This is a genomic window from Sediminibacterium sp. FW305-C-49 (assembly GCF_058231085.1).
The window spans coordinates 1,342,726-1,365,288 of the sequence record NZ_JBIQXS010000001.1 but is presented as its reverse complement, the minus strand read 5'-3'; the positions used below and the strand labels follow the sequence as shown (position 1 = coordinate 1,365,288).

Genomic DNA, 22,563 nt, shown 5'->3' with positions numbered 1-22,563 from the left:
CCTCTGTTTTTAAAACACCATATTCCCTTTGTTCTTAATCTGCTCATTGGTAAGTTCAGCTACTAATTGCACACCTGCAAGATTTTTTACTGATTGTTTAATCCAGTTGCACTTGTGATCATCAACCAGGTCACCTTTCATGAGCCATAAAAAATCCATGTGTTTAAATTCAGGCAATAAATATTCACCATCGAACTGGTTATGGTAGAGATAATGTACCAAAAAACTATTGGGCTCCTTGGATTCATAAATACTGAAATAATAACTCCTTTCTTTTCGGCGAAGATGTATTTCCAGTCCGGGATTGAGCCTGAACTGGTAGCCCAACAAATTGTTCAACTGTAAACAGAACTGGTAATTTTTTACCGGTGCCGTGATACCCAGCAGCCGGGTATCATCAAAGAAGTCTTCGTTGAGCTCTTCAATGTTCAGTCTTAATTTGGTTGTGGCCATGGTGGTAGTCCATAATCCATAGTCTATGGTCCATGGGCTATGGACTATGGACTACGGACGCTCTTTTAAAATTGAATATCGTATTCCTTTTCTTCAGTTCCTCTTTTGATACGCAGTTTGGTTTTATCACCTGCTTTAAAGCTACTCAAAGCTTCCGAATAACTTTTTACATCTATAAATTTAAATGTGCCAAGTTGTATCAGCACGTCTCCAGCCTGTAAACCTATTTTCTCACCTAGTTTACCAGGCGTTACACCATCAATACGCATTCCTGTTCCAGTATAACCATAATCGGGCATTACACCAAGCGATACTGTGAACCGGCGTGTTTGTCCCATTTGAGGTTCACTTGTTTTTGTAAAACTGAGCTTGCCTTTTGTATCGGTTTGTGCGATCAGTTCGTAAATCAGTTTTACAATATCGCGCTGTGCTGTATAGTTGATCTTATCTGCATCGTCACTTACTTTATGATAGTCTGCATGACTACCCGTAAAGAAAAACTGAACCGGTATATTAGCCCGGTAAAAACTTGCATGATCGCTGGGACCACTGCCGGTACTGTCGAATTTAGTGATCAGTCCGGCCTTTATATTCTTCCATACATCGCCCCAAACAGGTGAAGTTCCATATCCACCTACCGTTAGTTTATGTGCGGTATCATATCTGCCCACCATATCCATATTGATCATGTAATTGGGTGTAACTTTCACAGTAGGGTTTTCAAGCCAGTATTTGCTCCCCAACAAACCCAACTCTTCACCAGAGAAGTGCATAAGCAGATAATTATTATTAACTGGTGATTTTTCTTTCAACAGGCGCGCCAGTTCCAGCAAAGCCGCTGTTCCACTGGCATTGTCATCTGCACCGTTATGAATAGCATGAAAAGTATCCAACGCTGTTTTATCTTCTCCATAACCCAGGTGATCGTAGTGAGCGCCAATTATTATGGTGTTGGCTGCCTTGTTATCAATAAACGCGATGATATTTCTGCCTTTTCTTTTCTTTTCAGAAAGTGATACATTCAAATTAATATCCATGCTCGCTTCTTCATCGGAGAAGTATTTTTTCCATCCTTCTTTCGTAATATAAATGACCGGAACAGACAATAAAGCTGAACGATCGTTTTTATTAAACTGAATATTATCTGTCAGAGTGGAACTATTATAAACAAACAAAGCAGTGGCTCCTTTTGCCACTACTGTTTCTACCTGTTTTTTAACCGCCGCTTCCAGATCGAAATGAGGATTGTTTTTTTGTTCTTCCAGTATTTCTTTTACATCATAAAACCAGGGCTGGCCTTTCTCACTCAATATCATGGCCGGCTTTCCTTTGAGTTTTTTATTCGGACTATAAGGTAGCGGGAAATAATCTTTACGGATAGTCAGTGTTTTATCATCAATCACCAGACTGGTTGCAGCATCAATCTGTTTGCCTTCATTGATTTCGAATAATTGTTCATACCCATTTGTACCCTTGGGTGTAATACCTAATTGTTCATATTGTTTGATGATGTATTGAGCCGCGAGTTCTTCTCCTTTACTCCCCGTTAAACGGCCTTCTAACTGATCATCGGCCAGATAATTTACATGGGTTTTCAGGTTGGTTACCAACAGAGCATTGGCTTTTTCTTCCGCCATTCTCTTTTTACGTTTACTCTGCGACCAGGAAAGAACAGGCACCATCAACAGCAAAAACAATAGTTTCTTCATAATATCAGCTTAGCTGAGGCAAAAGTACGTTGCGTAACAGGAGTATAACAAGCTGTTTTATAAATAATGTTTAATTTTAGGTTACTGTTGCTTTTATACATCAACATTCTGTTCCCGATCTCGTAACTACTCACTATCCTTTGCCACTACTTTTGCAGTCAATCATTTGAGTCATAAGAATATCCATATTGCCCTTGTAGGTAATCCCAATAGCGGAAAAAGCTCTCTGTTTAACAGTCTTACCGGACTGAACCAGAAAGTGGGTAATTTTCCGGGTGTTACCGTCGACAAAAAAACGGGCACTATTTCACTGGATGACCGCACCAACGCAGAACTGATCGATTTACCCGGAACATATAGTCTCTATCCTCGTCGCGCAGACGAATGGGTGGCGTATAAAGTATTGATGGGCGCTGATGCAGACCTGAAAGCCGATGTTGTATTACTTGTAGCCGATGCCAGTAACCTGAAACGCAATCTCCTGTTCTGTAGCCAGATCATCGACCTGAAAATACCGGTGGTGATGGCACTCACCATGAATGATATTGCGGCCAGAAAAGATATTAAAATAGATATCAGTGGTCTGGAAGCCGATCTCGGTATTCCGGTTGTAGCAGTAAACCCGCGCAAGAACAAAGGTTTGGGTGAACTGAAAAAAGTGCTAGCACAGGTAGCGAGATTGGGAAACAATACTGCATCACGCGATTTTATTGAGAATAAAAAGCTGGCACCACAAGCCATTCCTGCTGTTCAGGAACTGGATAACCAGTTGAGTGATTATGCCGCGATTCACTTTCTCATTAACCACGAACATTTCCCGCTCAGTCATACTGTACAGGATAAGATGGAACAGATAGAGAAAGAACACCAGTTCAATCCTACCAAAACCCAGGCTGAAGAGATCATGCTGCGATACACCCGTATCAGGCAGCTCATGCAACAGAATGTACTCGAACCCGGACCATTGGAGAAAAAATTGTTTACCGACAAACTCGATAACCTTTTACTCCATCATGTTTGGGGATATGTGATCCTGTTATCTGTATTGTTCCTCCTCTTCCAGAGTATTTTCTGGCTGGCTGTTTTCCCGATGGATGGTATTGAATGGGGGTTTGCAGAAGTAAGTGGCTGGTTGAGTACCCATTTACCAGAAGCCTGGTGGAGTGATCTTATTATTAACGGACTCGTGGCCGGTTTAAGTGGCATACTTGTGTTTGTGCCGCAGATCATGATTCTGTTTGGACTCATTACCATACTGGAAGACACCGGTTACATGGCCCGTATCAGTTTTCTGAGCGACCGGCTGATGCGTAAAGTAGGGTTGAATGGAAAAAGCGTAATGCCCATGGTGAGTGGCTTTGCCTGTGCGGTACCAGCCATCATGAGTGCAAGAAATATTGAAAACCGGAAAGAGCGATTACTCACCATATTGGTAACACCTTTAATGAGCTGCAGTGCCCGCTTACCCGTATTCACCATTTTGATTTCACTCGTGATTGATGATACCTATTATTTAGGTTTCCTTAGCTTACAGGGTTTGGTGATGATGGCCCTCTATTTACTCGGAACGGTTATGGCGCTTATTGTAAGTTATGTGATGAAATGGTTCATCAAAATCAGCGAGAAAAGTTTCTTTATTCTTGAATTACCCATTTACCGCGCACCCCGCTGGAAAAATGTAGGTATCACCATGGTGGAGAAAGCCCGGATTTTTGTTACCGATGCCGGTAAAGTAATCATGGTCATCAGTTTATTGCTCTGGTTCATGAGCAGTTATGGACCCGGAGATCGTATTGAACAAACAGAAACCAAATATGCTACACTGATTCAGCAATCGCCTGAAAAAACAGATTCACTTAAAAGACTGGCTTCTACCGAAAAATTACAAAATTCCTATGCAGGTATCCTTGGTAAATGGATTGAACCAGCGATCGAACCTTTGGGTTACGACTGGAAAATAGGTATTGCCCTGATTACATCATTTGCGGCAAGAGAAGTATTTGTAGGCACCATGGCCACACTATACAGTGTTGAGGAAAGTGATGACAGTTCTTTGCGTGAGAAATTACAGTCGGCCAAACATGCAGACGGGTCTAAAGTATATACCCTCGCAGCAGCTCTTTCATTGATGGTGTTTTATGTACTGGCCATGCAGTGTATGAGTACGCTTGCTGTAGTAAAACGCGAAACCAAAACCTGGAAATGGCCCATATTCCAACTTGTTTATATGACCGTTCTGGCCTATGCCATGAGCTGGATTACTTACATAGTTTTCAACTAACTGCAGCGTTAACTCCCCTTCTCCCTTTCTCTTTGTGAAAAAAGTTTTACAAAAAAGGGGTTATCTATTTATAATACCATGTTAACAAAGAGAAAGAAGGGGAGTCGTTTTCTGATTAATTTACTTGTAATATTCCCAGAGCAACCCCGACAATTTTCTGGTCAGCATCCATGCTTCATTATGTTTTCCCCAGCTCTGGTCCTTGTTGTTTTTAGTACAAATACAAAATACATACCGGGCCTTGTCTCCATTTACATACATTACTTCACTCCTGCTTGCATTTACTGCTCCATTTTTACTGGCTACAAAAATGCCGGCAGGTATGGAGGATAAACCCTCTTCATCCCAATAATTTCTTCCCAATAGTTTCAGCATTTTTTCACTCGCAGTATCGCTGAGTATTTGTCTGGCGGCAATGCGTTCAAACAATTGCGCCATTTCTCTGGGTGTGGTTTGTCCCCAGCCATATTGATTCCTGTTTGCTTCACGACCGGGTGTTCTGCTATTGACCCTGGTATCTTTAAAACCCAGGCTATCCATGATCTCGTTGATACGTGAACCCGTTCCTGCCAGACTTTGTAACCATAAACTGGCTGTATTATCGCTGGTAGTAAGCATCAGCATCAGCACTTTGCTGAGTTCAATCTTCTCCTCATTTTTAAAAGAACCCAGTATATCGACACCTGCATACAATAAAGAATCTTTATAAGTCAGTGTCTGGTGATAATCCAATTCAGCTTTACCTATTTTATCCATAATGCCTACCAGTATCGGCACTTTTACCATACTGGCAGTGGGGAAAATGCTGTCGGCATTAATGGCAACGATTTTATTTTTTTTAAGGTCATGAGCATAAATACCTATATCGCCATTGAACCCTTGTATGAGTTGTGAGATTTGTTGCTGTAATTTTTTATCAGTCTTCTGAGCCACTGACTGAAGACAGATGGAAAGCAGACATATAAGCAGTAGGCGTTGCATAAAGGGATATTGATGCAACAAGATAGAAAAAAACATCTTTCTCTTTTCCCTACCCCGGATTTAAATCCGGGGTAGGGAAAAGAAGAAGGAAGAAAAATTATTCTTCACCCCATGCAGCTAATACCTCTTCGGCATGCTTTTTAGAAACAGGTTTCTGGATGATCTTCCTGATCTTTCCTTTTTCATCAATCAGAAAAGTAGTTCTGATGGTACCCATGAATTCGCGGCCCATGAATTTTTTGAGTTGCCACACGCCGTATTGCTCATGAATTTTTAGTTTTTCATCTGCTATCAATGGAAAGGGCAACTTGTATTTGGTTTCAAATTTTTTGTGCGATTTGATATCATCACTGCTCACGCCAATTACCTGGAAACCATGTTGTTTCAATAAAGCAAAATTATCCCTCAGGTTACAGGCCTGATCGGTGCAGGTGGGTGTGTTGTCGTGCGGATAGAAATAAAGTACAATTTTCTGTCCTTTGAAATCCGTCAAAGCGATTTTCTCTCCATTCTGATCAACCCCTTTAAAAACCGGTGCTTTTTTCCCTTCCGCTGGTAATGCCATCGCTCAAATTTTGCGCAAAGGTACGGAGACGGAGCTGCAAGCCACAAGCTACAAGCGGCAAGTTTTTATAAATTGTATACTTTCTTCTCTCTGCTTGCAACTTGTAGCTTGAAGCCTGCAGCTTGTTGCCTATCACTAACACCCATTAGTATCTTCAAAAAATAATCCCCCCATAACCCTTCCTTCCTTACATTTGCACAATTTATTTTTTTGTCCCCATGCCCAAAGACCAATCCATCAAATCCGTTCTCATTGTAGGTTCAGGCCCCATTATTATCGGACAGGCCTGCGAATTCGATTATTCAGGTTCCCAGGCGGCCCGAAGCCTACGTGAAGAAGGCATTAAAGTTATTCTGATCAACAGCAATCCCGCCACCATCATGACCGACCCGATGATGGCCGATAAAGTGTACCTGCTTCCACTGACTGTTGAAAGTATTGAACAGATATTAGAAGAAAACCAGATCGATGCAGTATTGCCGACCATGGGTGGACAAACCGCATTGAACCTCTGTAAAGAAGCAGATGAACTGGGCGTTTGGGAGAAATATGGCGTGCGTATGATTGGTGTGGATGTGGCTGCTATTGATACCGCAGAGGATCGGGAGAAATTCCGTCAACTGATGGTAAAAATCGGAATGGCTGTTGCACCCAGCAGGGTAGCCAACAGTTTCCTGGAAGGAAAAGAATTTGCACAGGAAATAGGTTTCCCCCTGGTTATTCGCCCTTCATTTACGCTGGGTGGTACTGGTGGTGGATTTGTGCATAGTAAAGACGATCTGGATGCAGCACTCGAACGTGGTTTAAAAGCTTCCCCTATACACGAAGTACTGGTAGAGAAAGCTGTATTGGGTTGGAAAGAATATGAACTGGAGCTCTTGCGTGATATGAATGATAATGTGGTGATCATCTGTACAGTGGAGAACCTCGATCCGATGGGTGTACACACAGGAGATTCTATCACTGTGGCACCTGCCATGACACTCAGCGACACCGCTTTCCAGGAAATGCGTAACAAAGCCATGCTGATGATGCGTTCACTCGGTAATTTCGCCGGCGGATGTAATGTGCAGTTTGCCTTGAATCCTGCAACAGAAGAACTCATTGCTGTAGAAATCAATCCACGTGTAAGCCGCTCATCTGCACTGGCTTCAAAAGCCACCGGATATCCTATTGCGAAAATTGCTGCTAAACTGGCCATTGGTTATAGTTTGGATGAACTGCAAAACCAGATCACCGGAACCACTTCTGCGTATTTTGAACCTGCACTGGATTATGTAATTGTAAAAGTACCACGCTGGAACTTCGATAAATTCAAGGGCGCCAACGATACACTTGGTTTACAGATGAAAAGTGTAGGTGAAGTGATGGCCATTGGACGCAGCTTTACCGAAGCCATTCAGAAAGCCTGTCAGAGCCTGGAAAATGAAGCAGTTGGATTGGGTTATTATGGTAAGAGCCTGATGAAAAGTGAGGAACTGGTAGAATATATCAAGACCCCGAAATGGGATCGTATTTTCCGTATCAAAGATGCTTTGATGCAGGGTTCTACGGTAAAATCCATTTCGCAGGCAACAGGTATTGACCGCTGGTTTATTTACCAGATACAGCAGATTTGTGTGATGGAAAAAGAAATTGCGAAATACAGCATCGACACCATTCCGGAAGACTTATTAAAAGAAGTCAAGAAAAATGGTTTTTCTGATGCACAGATTGCGCATATACTTCATGGCGACTGTAACGATGAGCAGGTGTATGAAAAAAGAAAAGCATTAGGTATTACCCGTGTTTATAAAATGGTAGATACCTGCAGCGCCGAGTTTGCAGCTAAAACACCTTATTTCTATAGTACGTTTGAGGGATAGTTTCGTGAATGGTGAATGGTCAATAAATGGATCATAAATTGACCATTCACCATTGACCATTCACCATTTACTAATTGCTTAATATCCCCTTTCTTTGCAAGGACTTTCAAAACAATACAGAAGTATGAAATGAGCCATAACAAAGTTTGATACAAACTGGAATGTTTATTGGCGAATTCCATGTGACCAAAATCAATAAATATAAACACATGAAACTTAAAGACATCCAGGTACTCAATGAAAAAGAAACCCGTGGTGGTTTTGGTGAGGGTATCCATGAATTAGCAAAAGAGAACGAAAATGTGGTAGTATTAACAGCCGACCTCGCAGGTTCTTTCAAGCTCGGACCCTATATCAAAGATTTCCCGAATCGTTTTATACAGTGTGGTATTGCAGAAGCCAATATGATTGGTATTGCTGCCGGTTTAACCATTGGCGGCAAAATTCCTTACACCACTACTTTTGCCAACTTCAGCACAGGTCGTGTATATGACCAGATTCGCCAGAGTGTAGCATACAGCGATAAGAATGTAAAAATCTGTGCCTCTCATGCCGGTTTAACACTGGGTGAAGATGGGGCTACGCACCAGATACTGGAAGATATTGGGCTGATGAAAATGTTGCCAGGCATGACTGTTGTAGTGCCATGCGATTTTAACCAGACCAAAGCCGCCACCAAAGCCATTGCCGACCTGCATGGTCCGGTATACCTGCGTTTTGGCCGACCCAAATGGCCCAACTTCACCAAAGAAGATGGCAGCGATTTTGTGATTGGCAAAGCACAGAAAATGAGTGAAGGAACCGATATTTCCATTTTTGCCTGTGGTCATATGGTATGGAAAGCCATTGAAGCCGGAAGAATACTGGAAGAAAAGGGTATCAGTGTAGAGCTGATCAACATACATACCATCAAGCCACTGGATGAAGCTGCCATTATTGCTTCTATCAGCAAAACAAAATGTGCTGTTACGGTAGAAGAACACAATATTATTGGCGGACTGGGTGATGCTGTTGCACAGGTAGCTGCGAGAAACTGTCCGGTGCCTATTGAATACATCGGCACCAACGATACTTTTGGTGAAAGCGGTAAACCCAATGAACTGCTGGCCAAATACGGACTGGATACACCATTTATTGTTGCTGCGGCTGAGAAAGCGATGAGCAGAAAATAAAGGATCTATTTTATACAAGGAAAGAGCGTTCGTGAACGCTCTTTTTTTATTCCCCCAACTCAAACTCCCCTTCTCCCCTTCTCTTTGTTAATGTCCTTACAAAAAGTAAATTAAGAATTTACTTAGGCTGTTATTAACAGGGAGAAGGGGAGTTTGAGTATATTTAATTTTTCGAATTTTATATTGATGACGAAGTATTTACTTATACTACTTTTTACAGGTTTGCAAATAACTGTTTATAGCCAGGTAAAACTTTCACTGGAAGAAAAAGAAATTATCGTGAACAAATCTCCTATTACACAACATCTCAATAAAATAATACTGGATTCTCTGATCGGAACAAAAAGCCGTTATACTTATGTTTTAAGTTCATACACGCCCGCTACAGGCGAAAAGGATAAGGAAAAAAGGCATGCTTATCGCTTTACCGAATCAGGAATATGGATTGAATACTATGCTAAAGAAAAAACTATTTATAGTGTTACACTATTCATGAAATCAAGTAATAGAAATCCCGAGAAAGACAACCTGATTACCTATCCTAACGTATACAGGGATGGTAATATTATTATAGATAGTGCTACATCGATGGAACAAATTTTACAAGTTTTAGATAAACAGAGCGTACTTAGTATTGGTATGCGCCCTTATTTACCCGGGTATAAGATTCCTTCGATTCTATATAAAAAGAATAATTTTTATATAGAGCTAATGTTTCATCCGGAAACTAAGCTCATCAAGCAGATTTATATAATAAAACGATAAATCAAGGCGCCAGTCTTTCTACTTTCCAGCTTTCATTCAATTGAGTATAATGAAACCGGTCGTGCAAACGGCTGCTCCTTCCTTGCCAGAATTCAAAAACAGTAGGTATGACCCTGTAACCGCCCCAATGTTCAGGTCTTGGAATATCATGACCCGTAAAACGCCTGGTGTACTGCTCTACATTGGTCTCAATAATTTTCCTGCTGGCAATGACTGCACTCTGTGGCGATGACCATGCACCAATCCTGCTGCCTTCCGGGCGCGAATGAAAATATTCATCGCTTTCTGCTGCACTTACTTTCTCTACTCTTCCTTCAATCCTTACTTGTCTTTCCAGTTCCTTCCAGAAAAAAACCAGTGCTGCGTATGGGTTATCCTGTAGTTCTTTTCCTTTGCTGCTTTCGTAATTCGTAAAGAATACAAAGCCATTCTTATCATATCCTTTCAATAAAACAATGCGGGCCGATGGTATGCCGGTTTTGCTTGCCGTTGCCAGTGTCATGGCATTTACTTCATCTACTTCTGCGGCCAGGGCCTCATTCCACCAACGATCGAATTGTGCATAGGGATCTGCAGCAACATCTGCTTCGTTCAGTGAATGCTGTTTATAATCTTTTCTGATATCTGCAATGGAACTTTTCATGGTCTGTTGATTCTGCTGCAAAAATACGATAGTCCATCAGCATACAGATCAATAAAAAAGGATGAAAACTTTCGCTTTCATCCTTTTCGCAGCAGGTAGTTCCCTATTAGTCTGCTATATCAATTTTTTTGGCTTCGTGTTTACCCGAGATAAACGTGTACACCGCCGGAATAACAAATAAGGTAAGTATGAGTGAGAAAAGAATACCGCCCACAATTACAATACCCAATGGCATACGGCTGGTGGCTGCGGCGCCAATACTCAGGGCAATGGGCAATGCACCCAATGCGGTAGCCAGGCTGGTCATCAGGATCGGACGCAAACGTTGAGCCGATGCTTCAATCACCGCATCCCTTTTCTGCAAACCAAACTCTCGTTTCTGGTTCGCAAATTCCACGATCAGGATACCGTTTTTCGTTACAAGTCCGATGAGCATGATCATACCAATCTGAGAGAAGATATTCAATGTCTGATCAAATAACCAAAGACTCAACAGCGCTCCCGCCAATGCCAATGGCACCGTTAGCATGATGGTAAACGGATCTTTAAAACTTTCGAACTGTGCCGCAAGTACCAGATAAATGAGTACCAGTGCCAGTCCGAATGCAAATGTGGTGTTCGATGAACTCTCTGCATAATCTCTTGAAGCACCACTCAGTGCTGTCTGGAAACTTTCATCCAGTAATTTATCACCAATGGCCTGCATGGCTTTTACACCATCACCTATTGTTTTACCTTCTGCCAGCGATGCAGAAATGGTTGCTGCTTTAAAACGATTGTAATGATAGAGTGTTGGTGGGTTTGAATTTTCTTCCAGTTTTACCACTGAGGTAAGCGGAATATTTTCTCCCCTGCTGTTTCTTACATAGAGATTTGAAATATCACCCGGCTCTTTTCGGTCTTTCAGTTCAACCTGTGAGATTACCTGGTATTGTTTACCATTCATGATAAAATAGGCCAGCCTTCTTCCGCTGAATGCGCTTGATACTACATCGGCTACATCAGAAATAGACAATCCCAGGTCTTTGGCTTTGATACGATCGATGGTAAGCTGTAATTCGGGTTTATTGAATTTGAGGTTTACATCTACGTTGGCAAAGGTTTTATCTTTTCTTGCCTCATCCAGGAATTTAGGGATCACTTCTTTGATCTTTTCAAAATCGAGGTTCTGCAAGATGAACTGAACAGGTAATGATCCTCTTGAACCCAGACCTACCGATATGGTCTGTTCTTCTACAGGAAATATCCGCGCATTATTAAACTGTGGTAATTTTTTACTGATGGCTCTTGCTATTTCACTCTGGCTTCTTTTTCTTTTATCAGGATCCACAAAAGCAATCCTTGCCGTACCACTGTTTACACCGCCACCACCACCAAAACCCGGAACGGCTGCAAACACAAAATCTTTTTCGGGAATGGAATCAGATAAATAGTCGATCAGTTTATTTCCCACATCAACCATATAACTATAACTCGCACCCTCGGGGCCCGACATCTGGAAACGTACACTGCTTCTGTCTTCCAGTGGTGCAAGCTCACTTTGCAGATTGCTTCCTACCAAAAAAATACCACCCAAACAGGCTACTACAATTACCCATGCCATCCAGCGTACACGCAGGAAAGCTGTGAGCATTCTTTTGTATCCGTTCTCCATACCACGGAAAAAGGGTTCGGTCATTTCATAAAACTTACCATGACCGCCATCTTTTTTATTCAGGTACACATTCAGTACTGGTGTAATGGTTAACGATACAAAGGCCGACACCAATACCGCTGCTGCCACTGTAATACCAAACTCACGGAACAGGCTACCCACAAAACCTTCAAGGAAGATTACCGGCAAGAATACCACGGCGAGTGTGATAGAAGTTGAAATAACGGCAAAGAAAATTTCTTTACTGCCTTCCAATGCTGCTTTGCGTATGGGCAATCCACCCTCCAGTTTCCGGAAAATATTTTCGGTTACCACAATACCATCATCCACCACCAGACCCGTTGCCAGTACAATACCCAACAGTGTTAATACATTCACAGAGAATCCGGCGATGTACATGATAAAGAATGTGGCCACCAGTGAGATCGGAATATCAATCAAAGGACGGATGGCGATGAGCCAGTTGCGGAAGAAGAAAAAGATGACCAATACCACAAGGCTAAATGAAATCAATAAAGTTTCTTCTACTTCTTTGATTGACCGACGTACATTTTTGGTCTGGTCAATCAGCGTAGTCATTTCAAAATCGCCTTTCTGACTTTTCTTAATGGCGTCTATTCTCTTGTAAAATTCATCTGCTATTTTAATATAGTTAGCTCCGGGTTGTGGAATGATGGCAAGACCCACCGCATTCACTCCATTCAATCGCCAGCTAAACTCTTCCGATTCGGGACCAATTTCTACTTTGGCCAGATCACTTAAACGAATGATACCTCTTGCATCTTCAAAGATGATGAGGTCACGAAAATCTTTTTCTGTTTGCAGGCGACCCAATGCACGGATGGTCATCTCCGTATTCTCGCCATAAATTTTACCGGAAGGAATTTCCACGTTCTCCCTGTTGAGCGCGGTGCGGATATCGGAAAAAGAAATATTATACGCATTTAGTTTATCCGGATCAATCCAGATGCGCATAGCTGGACGTTTTTGTCCGAATATATTGATGGCGCTTACTTCAGGTATGGTCTGTAATCTTTCTACCAGTACATTCTCGGCGTAATCGCTCAGCTCAAGTAATCCTTTGGTGCGGCTTTGTACAGCCATCATTACAATGAAGTCACTGTTGGCATCGGCCTTGCTTACTACGGGTGGTGCATCAATATCCTGTGGCAGATTTCTGGCTGCCTGGCTCACTTTATCCCGCACATCATTGGCAGCCGCTTCTAGGTCTTCATTGATGTTGAATTCTACAGTGATATTACTTGACCCATTTGAACTGGATGAAGTAATGGTTCTGATACCTGGTATACCGTTAATTGATTTTTCGAGTGGCTCTGTAATCTGGCTCTCTACAATATCTGAGTTGGCACCTGCATAAGCCGTTCGCACATTCACAATGGGCGGATCAATCGCCGGATATTCACGTACGGATAGAAATGTATATCCAACCACCCCAAATAATACGATGAGAATATTCATCACCGTTGCCAGGATGGGTCGCTTTAATGATAGTTCTGAAATATTCATGGTGTAGCCACGTTAAAGAAGTAAAAAGATAAAAGCATATACGAAGGCCATTACTGCTGATTGCCCGCGAATTCTTCAATTTGTTTTACACTTCTCACTTTTAGTTGTGAGTTGGGTCGAACAAATAATACGCCTGATACAGCAATACTGTCGCCGACTTTCAATCCGCTCAATACTTCTGCCATACCATTTACACGAAGACCTGTCTCGATATCAGTAAGTTTACCCTTGCCATCTTTTACCACCACTACTTTCTTTGCTTTTGCATCGGGAATGATGGCATTGGTTGGAACAAGGATACTGTTGTTCTTACCGCCTGTTTCAATCAATACTTTTACAAAACCACCGGGATTGATATCGGCACCGGCCAGCTCTGCTCTTACTTTCAGGTTACGGGTAGTAGCATCTATCTGTGGTTCTGTAGCAATGATGACTGCTTTTTTTGTTCCTTCCCGGCCATTGGTTTTAATATTCACTGTTTTACCTTTTGCAATAAGCGTTGTGTAAGCCTCGGGAATAGTGAAATCTATTTTAACCTTGTCTATCTGTTGTAAAGTAGCAAGAATGGTGGCAGGAGTAACATATGCTCCCGGACTAACCATTCTTAAACCAAGTACGCCGGTAAAAGGTGCTTTTAAAATTGTTTTATCAATCTGTGCTTTCAGGATGTCAAGATCAGCTTTTAATGTATTTACCTGATTCAGTACAGCATCATAATCAGCCTGGTTGATACCGCCGATGGATAATAATTTTCTTAAACGTTCTTCATTTTTTTGTGCGAGATCCAGTTGCACCTGTATTTTTTTTGTACTTGCCTGTAAGTCGGCATCATTAATGCGCGCCAGTACTGTGCCTTGCGATACTTTAGCACCTTCGGGTAAATTGAGGTAGGTTAATCGGCCGCTTACTTCGGGTTGCAGGTTGGTAGCTTCGTTGGCTACTACCGATCCGTTTACTTCCACAATATTGGAGATATTGTTTTTGCCGGCGATGATAACATCTACAATCACTGCCTGTGGACCATTATTCTGTTGACGTGGTTCTTCTTTTTTGCTCTTGCAGGAAATCACAAATACACTAGCAAGCAGCAATGGATACATTCTTTTCAAGGCGTAAAATTTATAGCGTCTAAAGATAAAGCTAAATAGGCTCTGTTGTTACTTCATGGGATGAATGGCCGGGCTGTAATTAATGAAGGGTATTTGTTTTTGAGTTGTGAGCTGCGAGCTATGAGCCATGAGCATTTTATGCTGTATTACAGAGGCTATTCAATACAATAAATATTCTGCGAAATGCCCGCAGCTCAAGGCTCAAAGCGCATAGCTCCAATTACGCCGGGAATTATTTGCTTTTCACCGAATCTTTTCTCCTGATGACCCATTCTGCCTGGTGGTATTGGTACAGTGCGAGGTTATATTTTAACTGTGTATCCATCAATTGTAAATTCAGGTGAACACCTGTACCTTTTTCTTTGCCTTCACTTTTACACCTGATGGTGAAATGATTCCACTCTTCTTCGCCCAGATTAATCCTGAAATAAAATGGTTTTTTACCCGGCACAATATCATCTTCAATTAAGCGCCCGTTTAGCCATATACTGAGTGTATCCTGGTCAACCAATCCGTTATCTATTAAGTTCCCATATATGGCTGGTGCATTAGTAGTAATCGTATCAAACAGTGGAAAAGGTTTAAACTGGCGATCAGGTGCTAAAGAGGATTCGTCAATCCGGTTTTTCTTCAGGAAACCATGCCATAGTTCAGGATTGATGGTTATCATCTCATTGGATGGGACAAAGGCAAAATTGCCAAATTTTCTTTTCCCGTATGGATCTTCCCACACACCCTGAAAAACAAAACCAGAATCGGTGTTTAGAAAACTTCCCCTCAAATCAAAAAGATCGGCTTTTTTGATGGTTTCATTTACCAGTACTGATTTTGCCTGTAAGTGATATTTATATGATTCTTTGGGTGTGGGTCTTACATAAAACTGGTACATGGTTACCAGTTTATTATCAGGGCCATAGGAAGTTAGCTGTGCCAGCATTCTTTCATCTGCTTCAATCATTTCCAGCTTTGCCTTTGTAACAAATTCAGGACTCCCATTCACATGTATAGCCATAGCAGGGCTATTCGGATTAATACGACCCAACCTCGTTTCATTACCAATACTGGGCAATGTTCCCACATTGAAATAAGGAACTGTGCCACCAAACACTACTATACCTCTCCATACACCTGTTTTATCCTGTGCCGTACTGCTTGTGATTAAAAAAACGAGTAAAATAAAAATGTATAAGACCCGCATATAGTTGGTTGAATAATAATAAACTATTCATCTTCTCTCCTGCGTAATCCCCCTCTCCAGTTATACCTCATCGATTTAAACTGCTCATAACATTTACCGATATAATACCCCAGCTCAAGATCATTCATCTGTGTCAGCAGTTCATAATCGGGTCGGTATCTTTTCATGAAAGTATCTATTTCCGGCGGATTCAGCAAGGTGATTTCACGAACAAATTTTTTACTGAATCGCCTGTCAGTGTATTTATCCTGTTCCTGTTGTAACAGCCTGTTCTGTAAAAATTCAAGGTTCCTGTTACGCCTGGTTCTGAACATATTAATGAGTTCTACCAGATCGAAGCCTACTGTTAGTCCACCGGGATTATAATTGGGGTTATTACTCAACCGAAGTGTTGGTTTTTTGAAATCAAATACTTTGGCATAATCGCGCCGGTTCTGGATGGAATCGAGTTTGTAATAATTGTTACGCACTTTTACTTCCGGTAAATCGGCAGCACGAACATGAATCATTACATTGAAATTATCGACATTGATGATGGTATCAACCGGGTATTTCATGGTTGACTTACCAATCATTGAAAACCAGATGGAATCTGTTCTGGGAACAATAATCAGGTAACGCCCCAGTGAATCGGTGATGGTGCCCCTGCCCGATGTGCTCAATACAGCAACAGCTTCCAGCGGTCGCCTTGCACTGATATCGTATACATTTCCTGAAATGGTAACAAACTGTGCATACAAATCCCTGCTACTCCAAAACATGCATGCGGAAAAACAACAAAGAAAAATGAGTAGCTTTTTTTTCAAACCCTTTAATTGAGCTGTAATATTAAAGCAGGATTCTCAGACCGCCTCAAATTTGCAGGGAATTAACGAGGTTTTTGCAGGGGCGGGCATGGTCCAACCTCAAAACTTTACATCAATAATATAAGGCAACATCGTTCGCCAGGTGGGCCAGTCGTGGTTGATATCGGCACCCCATACATCCAGATCGTACCAGATGCCTTTATTATAGAGTATGCCGGCAAAGCGTTTCGATGCATTCGGATCTTCATAAGAACCACTACCCGTATAAATATGAATATGATGACTGGCTTTTATCTTATCTAAGTACCATGGATCATTCAGCGTAGGTATATAATGTTCGGGACTGTTATAAAATACCTGCTCATCCCAGAAACCTTTGGTGTATTCCGACAAATCGTATACACCGCTCATACTGATGGCTCCGTTAATGATATCAGGACGTTTCAAAAACAGGTTCATGGCATGCAAAGCACCAAATGATGCGCCGCATGTATAGATCATGGTTTCACTACTCGTATTGGTACGGATAAAGGGAATCACTTCATTAAAAACATATTCGTTGAACTGGTTATGACGGATGGCTTTATGTGAGGGCTCCATCTCATTGTTCATCCAGCTTTCTTTGTTCATACTGTCGATGCTGAATACACGGAGTTTGCCGCTGTTGATGTATGGAGAGAGCGCATCAATCAACTGAAATCTTTCATATTCCAGGTAATCGGCTGCTGCTGTTGGTATCAGCAAAAGTGCAAAACCATAATGTCCATAAGAGGCTATGGGCATTTCTTTTCCGAGGGCAGGACTATACCACGATGACAAATGTCTTTCCATAATCCACAGGTTAACTTAGTAAGTAAAACGCTATGCAACTTGATTCCGGCTCGGGATCAAGTTGCACAGAGATATTATTCAATACAGGTTTTCCTGATTTCTTTCCACAAATCACGGTAACACTGTGCTGCATAACTACTGGCAGCAAAGGTTTCGAGCGGTGCGGCATGTACACCCATTTTCTCTACATCGCTCAGGTATGGAATATAACTTTTCAGGAAAAATTTGTCTTTGTAAAACTCATTCATCACTTCATGGTGCAGGTTTTTCCTATGATCCACCATGCTGAAGAAACATTTGATCTTACTACGGTCGAGATCGTTTTCTTTAAAATAACTATCCACTGTTTCATAGGAACGAATAGATAAGGTAGTAGGTATATTGGGCATGAGTACCCAGTCTGCCGCCACAAAAACAGCTTCATGCAAAACAGATATACCGGGCGGACTATCCAGTATTACGATATCATAGTCTTTTTTCAGGGGTGCTAACAGCGTGAGTAGTTTCCGGCGCGACTGTTTCATTTCATTCAGCAGAATATCTGCATGTCTGGCTGAGATGTCTGCCGGAATGATATCCAGGTTTTCATACCCGGTTGACTGAATAGCATCGGCCAGCTCCATCTCGCTGTTAAGCAGTTTACGGGATTCATTTTTTACTGTGGCACTGGCACCCAGGTAAAAAGAGGAGGAACCCTGTGGATCAAGATCCCATACCAATGTCTTATATCCTTCTTTGGCAAATAAATATGCCAGATTAATGGATGCGGCAGTTTTACCCACTCCACCTTTGAGATTGTAGATTGCTAATGTGACCATGCTCTAATATACGGTTTTTTTAGAAAGCCGATGGCTTGCCTTGAGCCATGAGCTACGAGCCACGAGCTGCCAGCTGCTGGCTACTAGCTACTGCAATAAAGCATAATTATAGGATTAACCAACTATCATCTATCTTACTATCCTTTTTTGTCTAGCAGCTAGAAGCTAGAAGCTAGAAGCTAGAAGCTCGTGGCTCGTGGCTCACAGCTCATAGCTCGCAGCTTCTCTCCTAATGCACCAAATACCCCAATACCAAACACCCCAATACAATAAGCGGCGCGGGTATACGCTTTAGCTGGAGGAGGAAAAAAGTAATAGCAATAATCAGGATATCGAGAATGGCTATATATCGGCCCTCAAAAAGGGCAATCAGGAATGTATCCTTCATCAGGTAAAAAGTAGCACCGGCCATAATGCCCACCACTGCTGCATTGATACCTTCCAGTGACCGGAAAATAACAACATATCGTTTCAGGTTATGCCATACCGGGAAGAAGAAGAGTACCAGCAGGGCACTGGGCAGAAAAATAGCAATGGCTCCAATAAAACAACCCATCAATTGCCACCAGGCTCCCTCCTCTCTCAATACCATTCCACCGGTAAAAGCGCCTATGGAAAAAACCGGACCCGGTATGGCTCTAACCATGCCCGAACCGGTGAGGAAATCTTCTTTCGACATCTTCAGTACTTCTCTACCCGTTTCCTGTATACGTTTCGATTCGGGGCGGGTTACATATTGCTCATACATCAGTGGCATCATTACATCGCCACCGCCAAATACAAGACTGCCAAAACGATAGGCATTTTCAAACAGATTAATGGCTTTCCTGTTTTCCCAGTTTTGTCTTGTCGCTGTTTCTGATATATAACCGGCAATACCAAAGAGTATAAAGAAGATGAGGATATTACCCCATTTAATTTTTTTCCGGGGCTGGTCTTTCTCCGGAATTCTTTTATCACTGAAATTGGTGGCAATACCGGCAGCCACTATCAAGGCTGGAAATATCCAGGGTGTTTTAAACAGTATAAAAGTGGCCAGTGACGCCACTGCCATGATGACCCTTGTAATGGTATTGTGAACAGCCAACCCAAAAATGCGATAGGTAGAATAGGCAATAAAACCAATGGCCATGGGCTGAATAAATACAAAGAAATCGGGGTGAATTGATTTACTGTTGAAATATTGCAGCAGGAAAGAAAGTCCACCCATCAATACACAGGCTGGTGTAATCCAGATCAGTAAAGTAAGAACCGCCAGTGGAACGCCTCCTCTCTTATAACCAATCAGTGTAAGCGTTTGGGTAGATGAAGCACCGGGTAATAACTGGCAGAAAGCATTATACTCCATCAGTTCTGTTTCCGATACATCCCTTCGCTGATGCACAAAGGTCTTCATCATCATACCCATATGTCCTTGTGGTCCGCCAAAAGCTGTGAGGCTATGCCATAATACAGCACGCAGAAAAGGAATATGGCGTAAAAGTATCAAGGAATAAACGGGGGATTAATGAAACTGAAAATTAGTGAAATCCCGGAAAACTGCATGTTACTCATTTTGGGGGATTTTAGTGACCAGTGAGTTGTCAGCAGTGAGTACTGAGTGTTTTTATTTGACACAGCAAACAAAAACGCAGATTGTCATCACAATCTGCGTTCTATTAATTAAGTGAGTAGTGAATAGTGAGTAGTCAGTATTAGGTCTTCCTACTTCCTGATCGCTTCTTCACTGTTTCTTGTTTCTTATTCCTTATTTTTTGAGCCCGATCTCCCTCAGTCTTTCATCCAGGTATTCGCCTGCGGTTGCATCCGGGTAAGCTTTTGGATGTGAGGCATCAATACAGCTATCCAGACAGGCCAAACTCATTTCACTTCTCGGATGCAGGAAAAAGGGCATGGAGAACCTGCTGGTATGCCAGTGTTCTCTTGGCGGATTTACCACACGGTGCGTGGTACTGCGTAGTTTATTGTTGGTTAAACGCTGTAACATATCGCCCACATTCACCACAATCTGTTCTGGTAAGGAAGTTACATTTACCCATTCACCCTGTTTGGTCAGTATCTGCAAGCCATCTGCAGATGCACCTACCAGTAAGGTGATCAGGTTAATATCTTCATGCTGCTCGGCGCGAATGGCACTTTTGGGTTCATTTGTAATGGGTGGATAATGAATACAACGCAGGATAGAATTCCCATTCACAATATGAGCATCAAAATAATTTTCATCGAGGCCTAAATACAAGGCAATAGCCTGTAATAGGGAACGCCCGCTTTTTTCAAAATTCCGGTAAGCATTAAACAGTGTTTTGTTCAATGGCTCCACTTCTTTTACTGATACATTATCGGGGTACTCGCTTTTAATGGGGTCATTGTTTTCAACGGTTTGTCCGTACTGAAAAAATTCTTTCAGATCTGGTGCTTCACTGCCTTTGGCATGTTCACGACCAAAGCTGGTATAACCACGCTGACCGGCCAGACCGGGTATTTCGTATTGCAGTTTTTTCTCCAGCGGGAGGGCAAAAAACTGCTGAACATATTCGTACTGGTGAGCAATGAGCTCATCTGGAATACCATGGTTTTTAACAGCAACAAAACCTACTTCTTCGTACGCTTTACCCAGCTCCTGTACAAAAGCCGCTTTGCGTTGGGGATCGCCACTTAAAAATTCTGCCAGGTCTACTACGGGAATGGCCATAACACTCGTTTTTGTGTGAATAATAAAGAACCGGTTTTTCAACCGTCTGGAAAATTACAAAACTAGTTGGATTTATGGTAGTATGTAGACAAAGCCTTTGTTTCAGGTATTTTTATCAACTTTAAGGAATGAAACACCCGGCTGTAGTATGCTTATGCATCGCTTTCTTATTTGCGTGTAATAACGGCTATCATAAATATGTATCAAGTTACAGCTTGTCTGAAACTGTTATTGCACCTGATTACAGCAATATGGATTACTGGGCGGCACATCCTTATAAAAAAGATCCTTCAGACAGTATTCCCAAACCATTGCGTAAAAATTATCAGCCCGATACCACCGTTGATGTGTTTTTTATTCATCCAACCACCTATACCGACGATGCCCGCCCTTTCGGATGGAACGCACCTATTTATAATGCTGAGCTGGCGGCTAAAACCGATTACAGCACCATTCTCTACCAGGCCAGTATTTTTAATGAAGCAGGCAGAATTTTTGCTCCGAGGTACCGGCAGGCCAGCCTGGGTTCTTATTTTCCGGTAACAGCAGCAGATACCATTGCCGCATTAGCCGCTTTTGAACTGGCTTATGCAGATGTAAAAGCAGCTTTCACTTATTACCTTCAACACTATCATCAAAACAGACCCATCATCATTGCCACACATAGCCAGGGCACCACGCATGGTAAAAGACTGGTGAAAGAATTTTTTGATGGCACTCCGTTAGAACAAAAATTAGTAGCCGCCTACCTCGTAGGTATTCCGGTGGAAGAAACCTGGTTTACAAATATTAAAACCTGCTCTACTGCAGCACAAACAGGTTGTGTTTTAAGCTGGCGTACTTTTAAAGCAGGTTATAAACCAGGTTATGTGCTGAATGAAAAAGAGAAAGCCATTGTTACCAATCCACTTACCTGGAGCAGTACCGATACTGTTGCCACCAGAAAGAAAAACAAAGGCGGTGTGGTGACCAATTTTAACCAACTGGTAAAAAAAGTGGCTGCTGCCCATAATGCCAGAGATGTTATCTGGACCCACAAGCCCCGTTTCTTTGGTAATATTTTCTTTACCACCAAAAACTACCATATTGGCGATTATAATCTCTACTACCTGAGTGTGCGTGAAAATGTAAAAGAGAGAGTGAACGCCTACAAAAGAAAATAACCCTGCATTTTTCCTTGTACCGGATTTAAATCCGGTGCAGGGTTTGATATTATTGTTTGCTGAAACGGATGGCTTTAATGAATACATCGCCATTAAATGCATTGAGGATATAATTACCACTGGCAAGGTCGCCGAGGTTAATAACCAGTTGCTGCAACCCCTCGCTCACATCTTCCACAATGGTTTTGGCCATATGTCCGTCTACATCCAATACTTTCAGTATCAGGTTACCTGCACGTTCAGACATGATGGTTAAATAGCTGTCTTCGTGGATGATATTTGGCTGTAAATGCTGGATATACATAAACCCTCCTTTTGTTCGGTTACATAA

Annotated in this window: 19 protein-coding genes; 5 read left to right on the top strand and 14 right to left on the bottom strand. The window is 42.0% G+C overall.

The features are described 5' to 3' along the window. Window positions 1–9 precede the first annotated feature (9 nt). Together ACH3Z1_RS05660 and ACH3Z1_RS05655 are read right to left on the bottom strand one after the other, a co-directional pair. A complete protein-coding gene (locus ACH3Z1_RS05660; protein WP_490820893.1) occupies window positions 10–453 on the bottom strand; it encodes an IPExxxVDY family protein in 444 nt (147 codons plus the stop codon). Between the two features lie 65 nt (window positions 454–518). After that, window positions 519–2,162, bottom strand: coding sequence for a M28 family peptidase (locus ACH3Z1_RS05655; RefSeq protein WP_490820892.1), 1,644 nt, complete (start codon window positions 2,160–2,162; stop codon window positions 519–521). A gap of 166 nt (window positions 2,163–2,328) precedes the next feature. Between ACH3Z1_RS05655 and feoB the strand changes: the two genes are divergently transcribed. Next, entirely contained in the window at window positions 2,329–4,443 is a 2,115-nt protein-coding gene (gene feoB, locus ACH3Z1_RS05650; protein ID WP_490820891.1) for a ferrous iron transport protein B, read from the top strand. A 120-nt stretch (window positions 4,444–4,563) separates the two neighbouring features. Here the strand turns inward: feoB and ACH3Z1_RS05645 are convergent, their stop codons facing one another. Both ACH3Z1_RS05645 and bcp read right to left on the bottom strand, forming a co-directional pair. Then, window positions 4,564–5,424, bottom strand: coding sequence for a serine hydrolase (locus ACH3Z1_RS05645; RefSeq protein WP_490820890.1), 861 nt, complete (start codon window positions 5,422–5,424; stop codon window positions 4,564–4,566). A 97-nt stretch (window positions 5,425–5,521) separates the two neighbouring features. Then, complete coding sequence (gene bcp, locus ACH3Z1_RS05640) at window positions 5,522–5,989, bottom strand: thioredoxin-dependent thiol peroxidase (RefSeq protein ID WP_490820889.1); 468 nt, start codon at window positions 5,987–5,989, stop codon at window positions 5,522–5,524. Window positions 5,990–6,207: 218 nt separating this feature from the next. On the opposite strand from bcp, the gene carB reads away from it, so the two are divergent. The 3 genes from carB to ACH3Z1_RS05625 all read left to right on the top strand — a co-directional run bounded on the left by carB (window position 6,208) and on the right by ACH3Z1_RS05625 (window position 9,791). Then, window positions 6,208–7,854, top strand: coding sequence for a carbamoyl-phosphate synthase large subunit (gene carB, locus ACH3Z1_RS05635; protein WP_490820888.1), 1,647 nt, complete (start codon window positions 6,208–6,210; stop codon window positions 7,852–7,854). A gap of 209 nt (window positions 7,855–8,063) precedes the next feature. After that, window positions 8,064–9,026, top strand: coding sequence for a transketolase family protein (locus ACH3Z1_RS05630; protein ID WP_490820887.1), 963 nt, complete (start codon window positions 8,064–8,066; stop codon window positions 9,024–9,026). A gap of 186 nt (window positions 9,027–9,212) precedes the next feature. Beyond that, window positions 9,213–9,791 (top strand): hypothetical protein, encoded by a 579-nt coding sequence (locus tag ACH3Z1_RS05625; protein WP_490820886.1) that lies wholly within the window; start codon window positions 9,213–9,215, stop codon window positions 9,789–9,791. A 1-nt stretch (window position 9,792) separates the two neighbouring features. Here the strand turns inward: ACH3Z1_RS05625 and pdxH are convergent, their stop codons facing one another. From pdxH to ACH3Z1_RS05580, 9 genes are all read right to left on the bottom strand, one after another. Next, window positions 9,793–10,434, bottom strand: coding sequence for a pyridoxamine 5'-phosphate oxidase (gene pdxH / locus ACH3Z1_RS05620; protein ID WP_490820885.1), 642 nt, complete (start codon window positions 10,432–10,434; stop codon window positions 9,793–9,795). Window positions 10,435–10,540: 106 nt separating this feature from the next. Continuing rightward, on the bottom strand, window positions 10,541–13,615 hold the full coding sequence (locus ACH3Z1_RS05615) for an efflux RND transporter permease subunit (RefSeq protein ID WP_490820884.1): 3,075 nt from the start codon (window positions 13,613–13,615) through the stop codon (window positions 10,541–10,543). 50 nt (window positions 13,616–13,665) lie between these two features. After that, a complete protein-coding gene (locus ACH3Z1_RS05610; protein WP_490821235.1) occupies window positions 13,666–14,715 on the bottom strand; it encodes an efflux RND transporter periplasmic adaptor subunit in 1,050 nt (349 codons plus the stop codon). Window positions 14,716–14,956: 241 nt separating this feature from the next. Continuing rightward, entirely contained in the window at window positions 14,957–15,922 is a 966-nt protein-coding gene (locus ACH3Z1_RS05605; protein WP_490820883.1) for a hypothetical protein, read from the bottom strand. Window positions 15,923–15,945: 23 nt separating this feature from the next. Further along, on the bottom strand, window positions 15,946–16,683 hold the full coding sequence (locus ACH3Z1_RS05600; RefSeq protein WP_490820882.1) for a peptidase associated/transthyretin-like domain-containing protein: 738 nt from the start codon (window positions 16,681–16,683) through the stop codon (window positions 15,946–15,948). 144 nt (window positions 16,684–16,827) lie between these two features. Beyond that, window positions 16,828–17,559, bottom strand: a complete 732-nt coding sequence (locus tag ACH3Z1_RS05595; protein ID WP_490820881.1) for an esterase family protein — start codon at window positions 17,557–17,559, stop codon at window positions 16,828–16,830. A 74-nt stretch (window positions 17,560–17,633) separates the two neighbouring features. Next, the gene (locus ACH3Z1_RS05590; RefSeq protein WP_490820880.1) at window positions 17,634–18,377 is read right to left on the bottom strand and encodes a ParA family protein; all 744 of its coding nucleotides are present in this window, start codon (window positions 18,375–18,377) and stop codon (window positions 17,634–17,636) included. Between the two features lie 229 nt (window positions 18,378–18,606). Continuing rightward, a complete protein-coding gene (gene chrA, locus ACH3Z1_RS05585) occupies window positions 18,607–19,866 on the bottom strand; it encodes a chromate efflux transporter (protein ID WP_490820879.1) in 1,260 nt (419 codons plus the stop codon). 258 nt (window positions 19,867–20,124) lie between these two features. After that, window positions 20,125–21,069: an isopenicillin N synthase family dioxygenase gene (locus ACH3Z1_RS05580; protein WP_490820878.1), complete on the bottom strand. Its 945-nt coding sequence runs from the start codon at window positions 21,067–21,069 to the stop codon at window positions 20,125–20,127. A gap of 128 nt (window positions 21,070–21,197) precedes the next feature. Here ACH3Z1_RS05580 and ACH3Z1_RS05575 point away from each other — a divergent pair, with 128 nt between their 5' ends. Then, complete coding sequence (locus ACH3Z1_RS05575; RefSeq protein WP_490820877.1) at window positions 21,198–22,232, top strand: DUF3089 domain-containing protein; 1,035 nt, start codon at window positions 21,198–21,200, stop codon at window positions 22,230–22,232. Window positions 22,233–22,281: 49 nt separating this feature from the next. On the opposite strand, the gene ACH3Z1_RS05570 is transcribed toward ACH3Z1_RS05575, so the two are convergent. Next, window positions 22,282–22,536 carry a hypothetical protein gene (locus ACH3Z1_RS05570; RefSeq protein ID WP_490820876.1) on the bottom strand — a complete coding sequence of 85 codons (255 nt, stop codon included), beginning with the start codon at window positions 22,534–22,536 and terminating at the stop codon, window positions 22,282–22,284. Window positions 22,537–22,563 lie beyond the last annotated feature (27 nt).

What these genes read in the sequence shown, in the direction of transcription:
- ACH3Z1_RS05660 (WP_490820893.1), bottom strand. Translation starts at nt 453, where the DNA reads ATGGCCACAACCAAATTAAGACTGAACATTGAAGAGCTCAACGAAGAC.
- ACH3Z1_RS05655 (WP_490820892.1), bottom strand. Translation starts at nt 2,162, where the DNA reads ATGAAGAAACTATTGTTTTTGCTGTTGATGGTGCCTGTTCTTTCCTGG.
- ACH3Z1_RS05645 (WP_490820890.1), bottom strand. Translation starts at nt 5,424, where the DNA reads ATGCAACGCCTACTGCTTATATGTCTGCTTTCCATCTGTCTTCAGTCA.
- bcp (WP_490820889.1), bottom strand. Translation starts at nt 5,989, where the DNA reads ATGGCATTACCAGCGGAAGGGAAAAAAGCACCGGTTTTTAAAGGGGTT.
- carB (WP_490820888.1), top strand. Translation starts at nt 6,208, where the DNA reads ATGCCCAAAGACCAATCCATCAAATCCGTTCTCATTGTAGGTTCAGGC.
- ACH3Z1_RS05630 (WP_490820887.1), top strand. Translation starts at nt 8,064, where the DNA reads ATGAAACTTAAAGACATCCAGGTACTCAATGAAAAAGAAACCCGTGGT.
- ACH3Z1_RS05625 (WP_490820886.1), top strand. Translation starts at nt 9,213, where the DNA reads ATGACGAAGTATTTACTTATACTACTTTTTACAGGTTTGCAAATAACT.
- pdxH (WP_490820885.1), bottom strand. Translation starts at nt 10,434, where the DNA reads ATGAAAAGTTCCATTGCAGATATCAGAAAAGATTATAAACAGCATTCA.
- ACH3Z1_RS05615 (WP_490820884.1), bottom strand. Translation starts at nt 13,615, where the DNA reads ATGAATATTTCAGAACTATCATTAAAGCGACCCATCCTGGCAACGGTG.
- ACH3Z1_RS05610 (WP_490821235.1), bottom strand. Translation starts at nt 14,715, where the DNA reads ATGTATCCATTGCTGCTTGCTAGTGTATTTGTGATTTCCTGCAAGAGC.
- ACH3Z1_RS05605 (WP_490820883.1), bottom strand. Translation starts at nt 15,922, where the DNA reads ATGCGGGTCTTATACATTTTTATTTTACTCGTTTTTTTAATCACAAGC.
- ACH3Z1_RS05600 (WP_490820882.1), bottom strand. Translation starts at nt 16,683, where the DNA reads ATGTTTTGGAGTAGCAGGGATTTGTATGCACAGTTTGTTACCATTTCA.
- ACH3Z1_RS05595 (WP_490820881.1), bottom strand. Translation starts at nt 17,559, where the DNA reads ATGGAAAGACATTTGTCATCGTGGTATAGTCCTGCCCTCGGAAAAGAA.
- ACH3Z1_RS05590 (WP_490820880.1), bottom strand. Translation starts at nt 18,377, where the DNA reads ATGGTCACATTAGCAATCTACAATCTCAAAGGTGGAGTGGGTAAAACT.
- ACH3Z1_RS05580 (WP_490820878.1), bottom strand. Translation starts at nt 21,069, where the DNA reads ATGGCCATTCCCGTAGTAGACCTGGCAGAATTTTTAAGTGGCGATCCC.
- ACH3Z1_RS05575 (WP_490820877.1), top strand. Translation starts at nt 21,198, where the DNA reads ATGAAACACCCGGCTGTAGTATGCTTATGCATCGCTTTCTTATTTGCG.
- ACH3Z1_RS05570 (WP_490820876.1), bottom strand. Translation starts at nt 22,536, where the DNA reads ATGTATATCCAGCATTTACAGCCAAATATCATCCACGAAGACAGCTAT.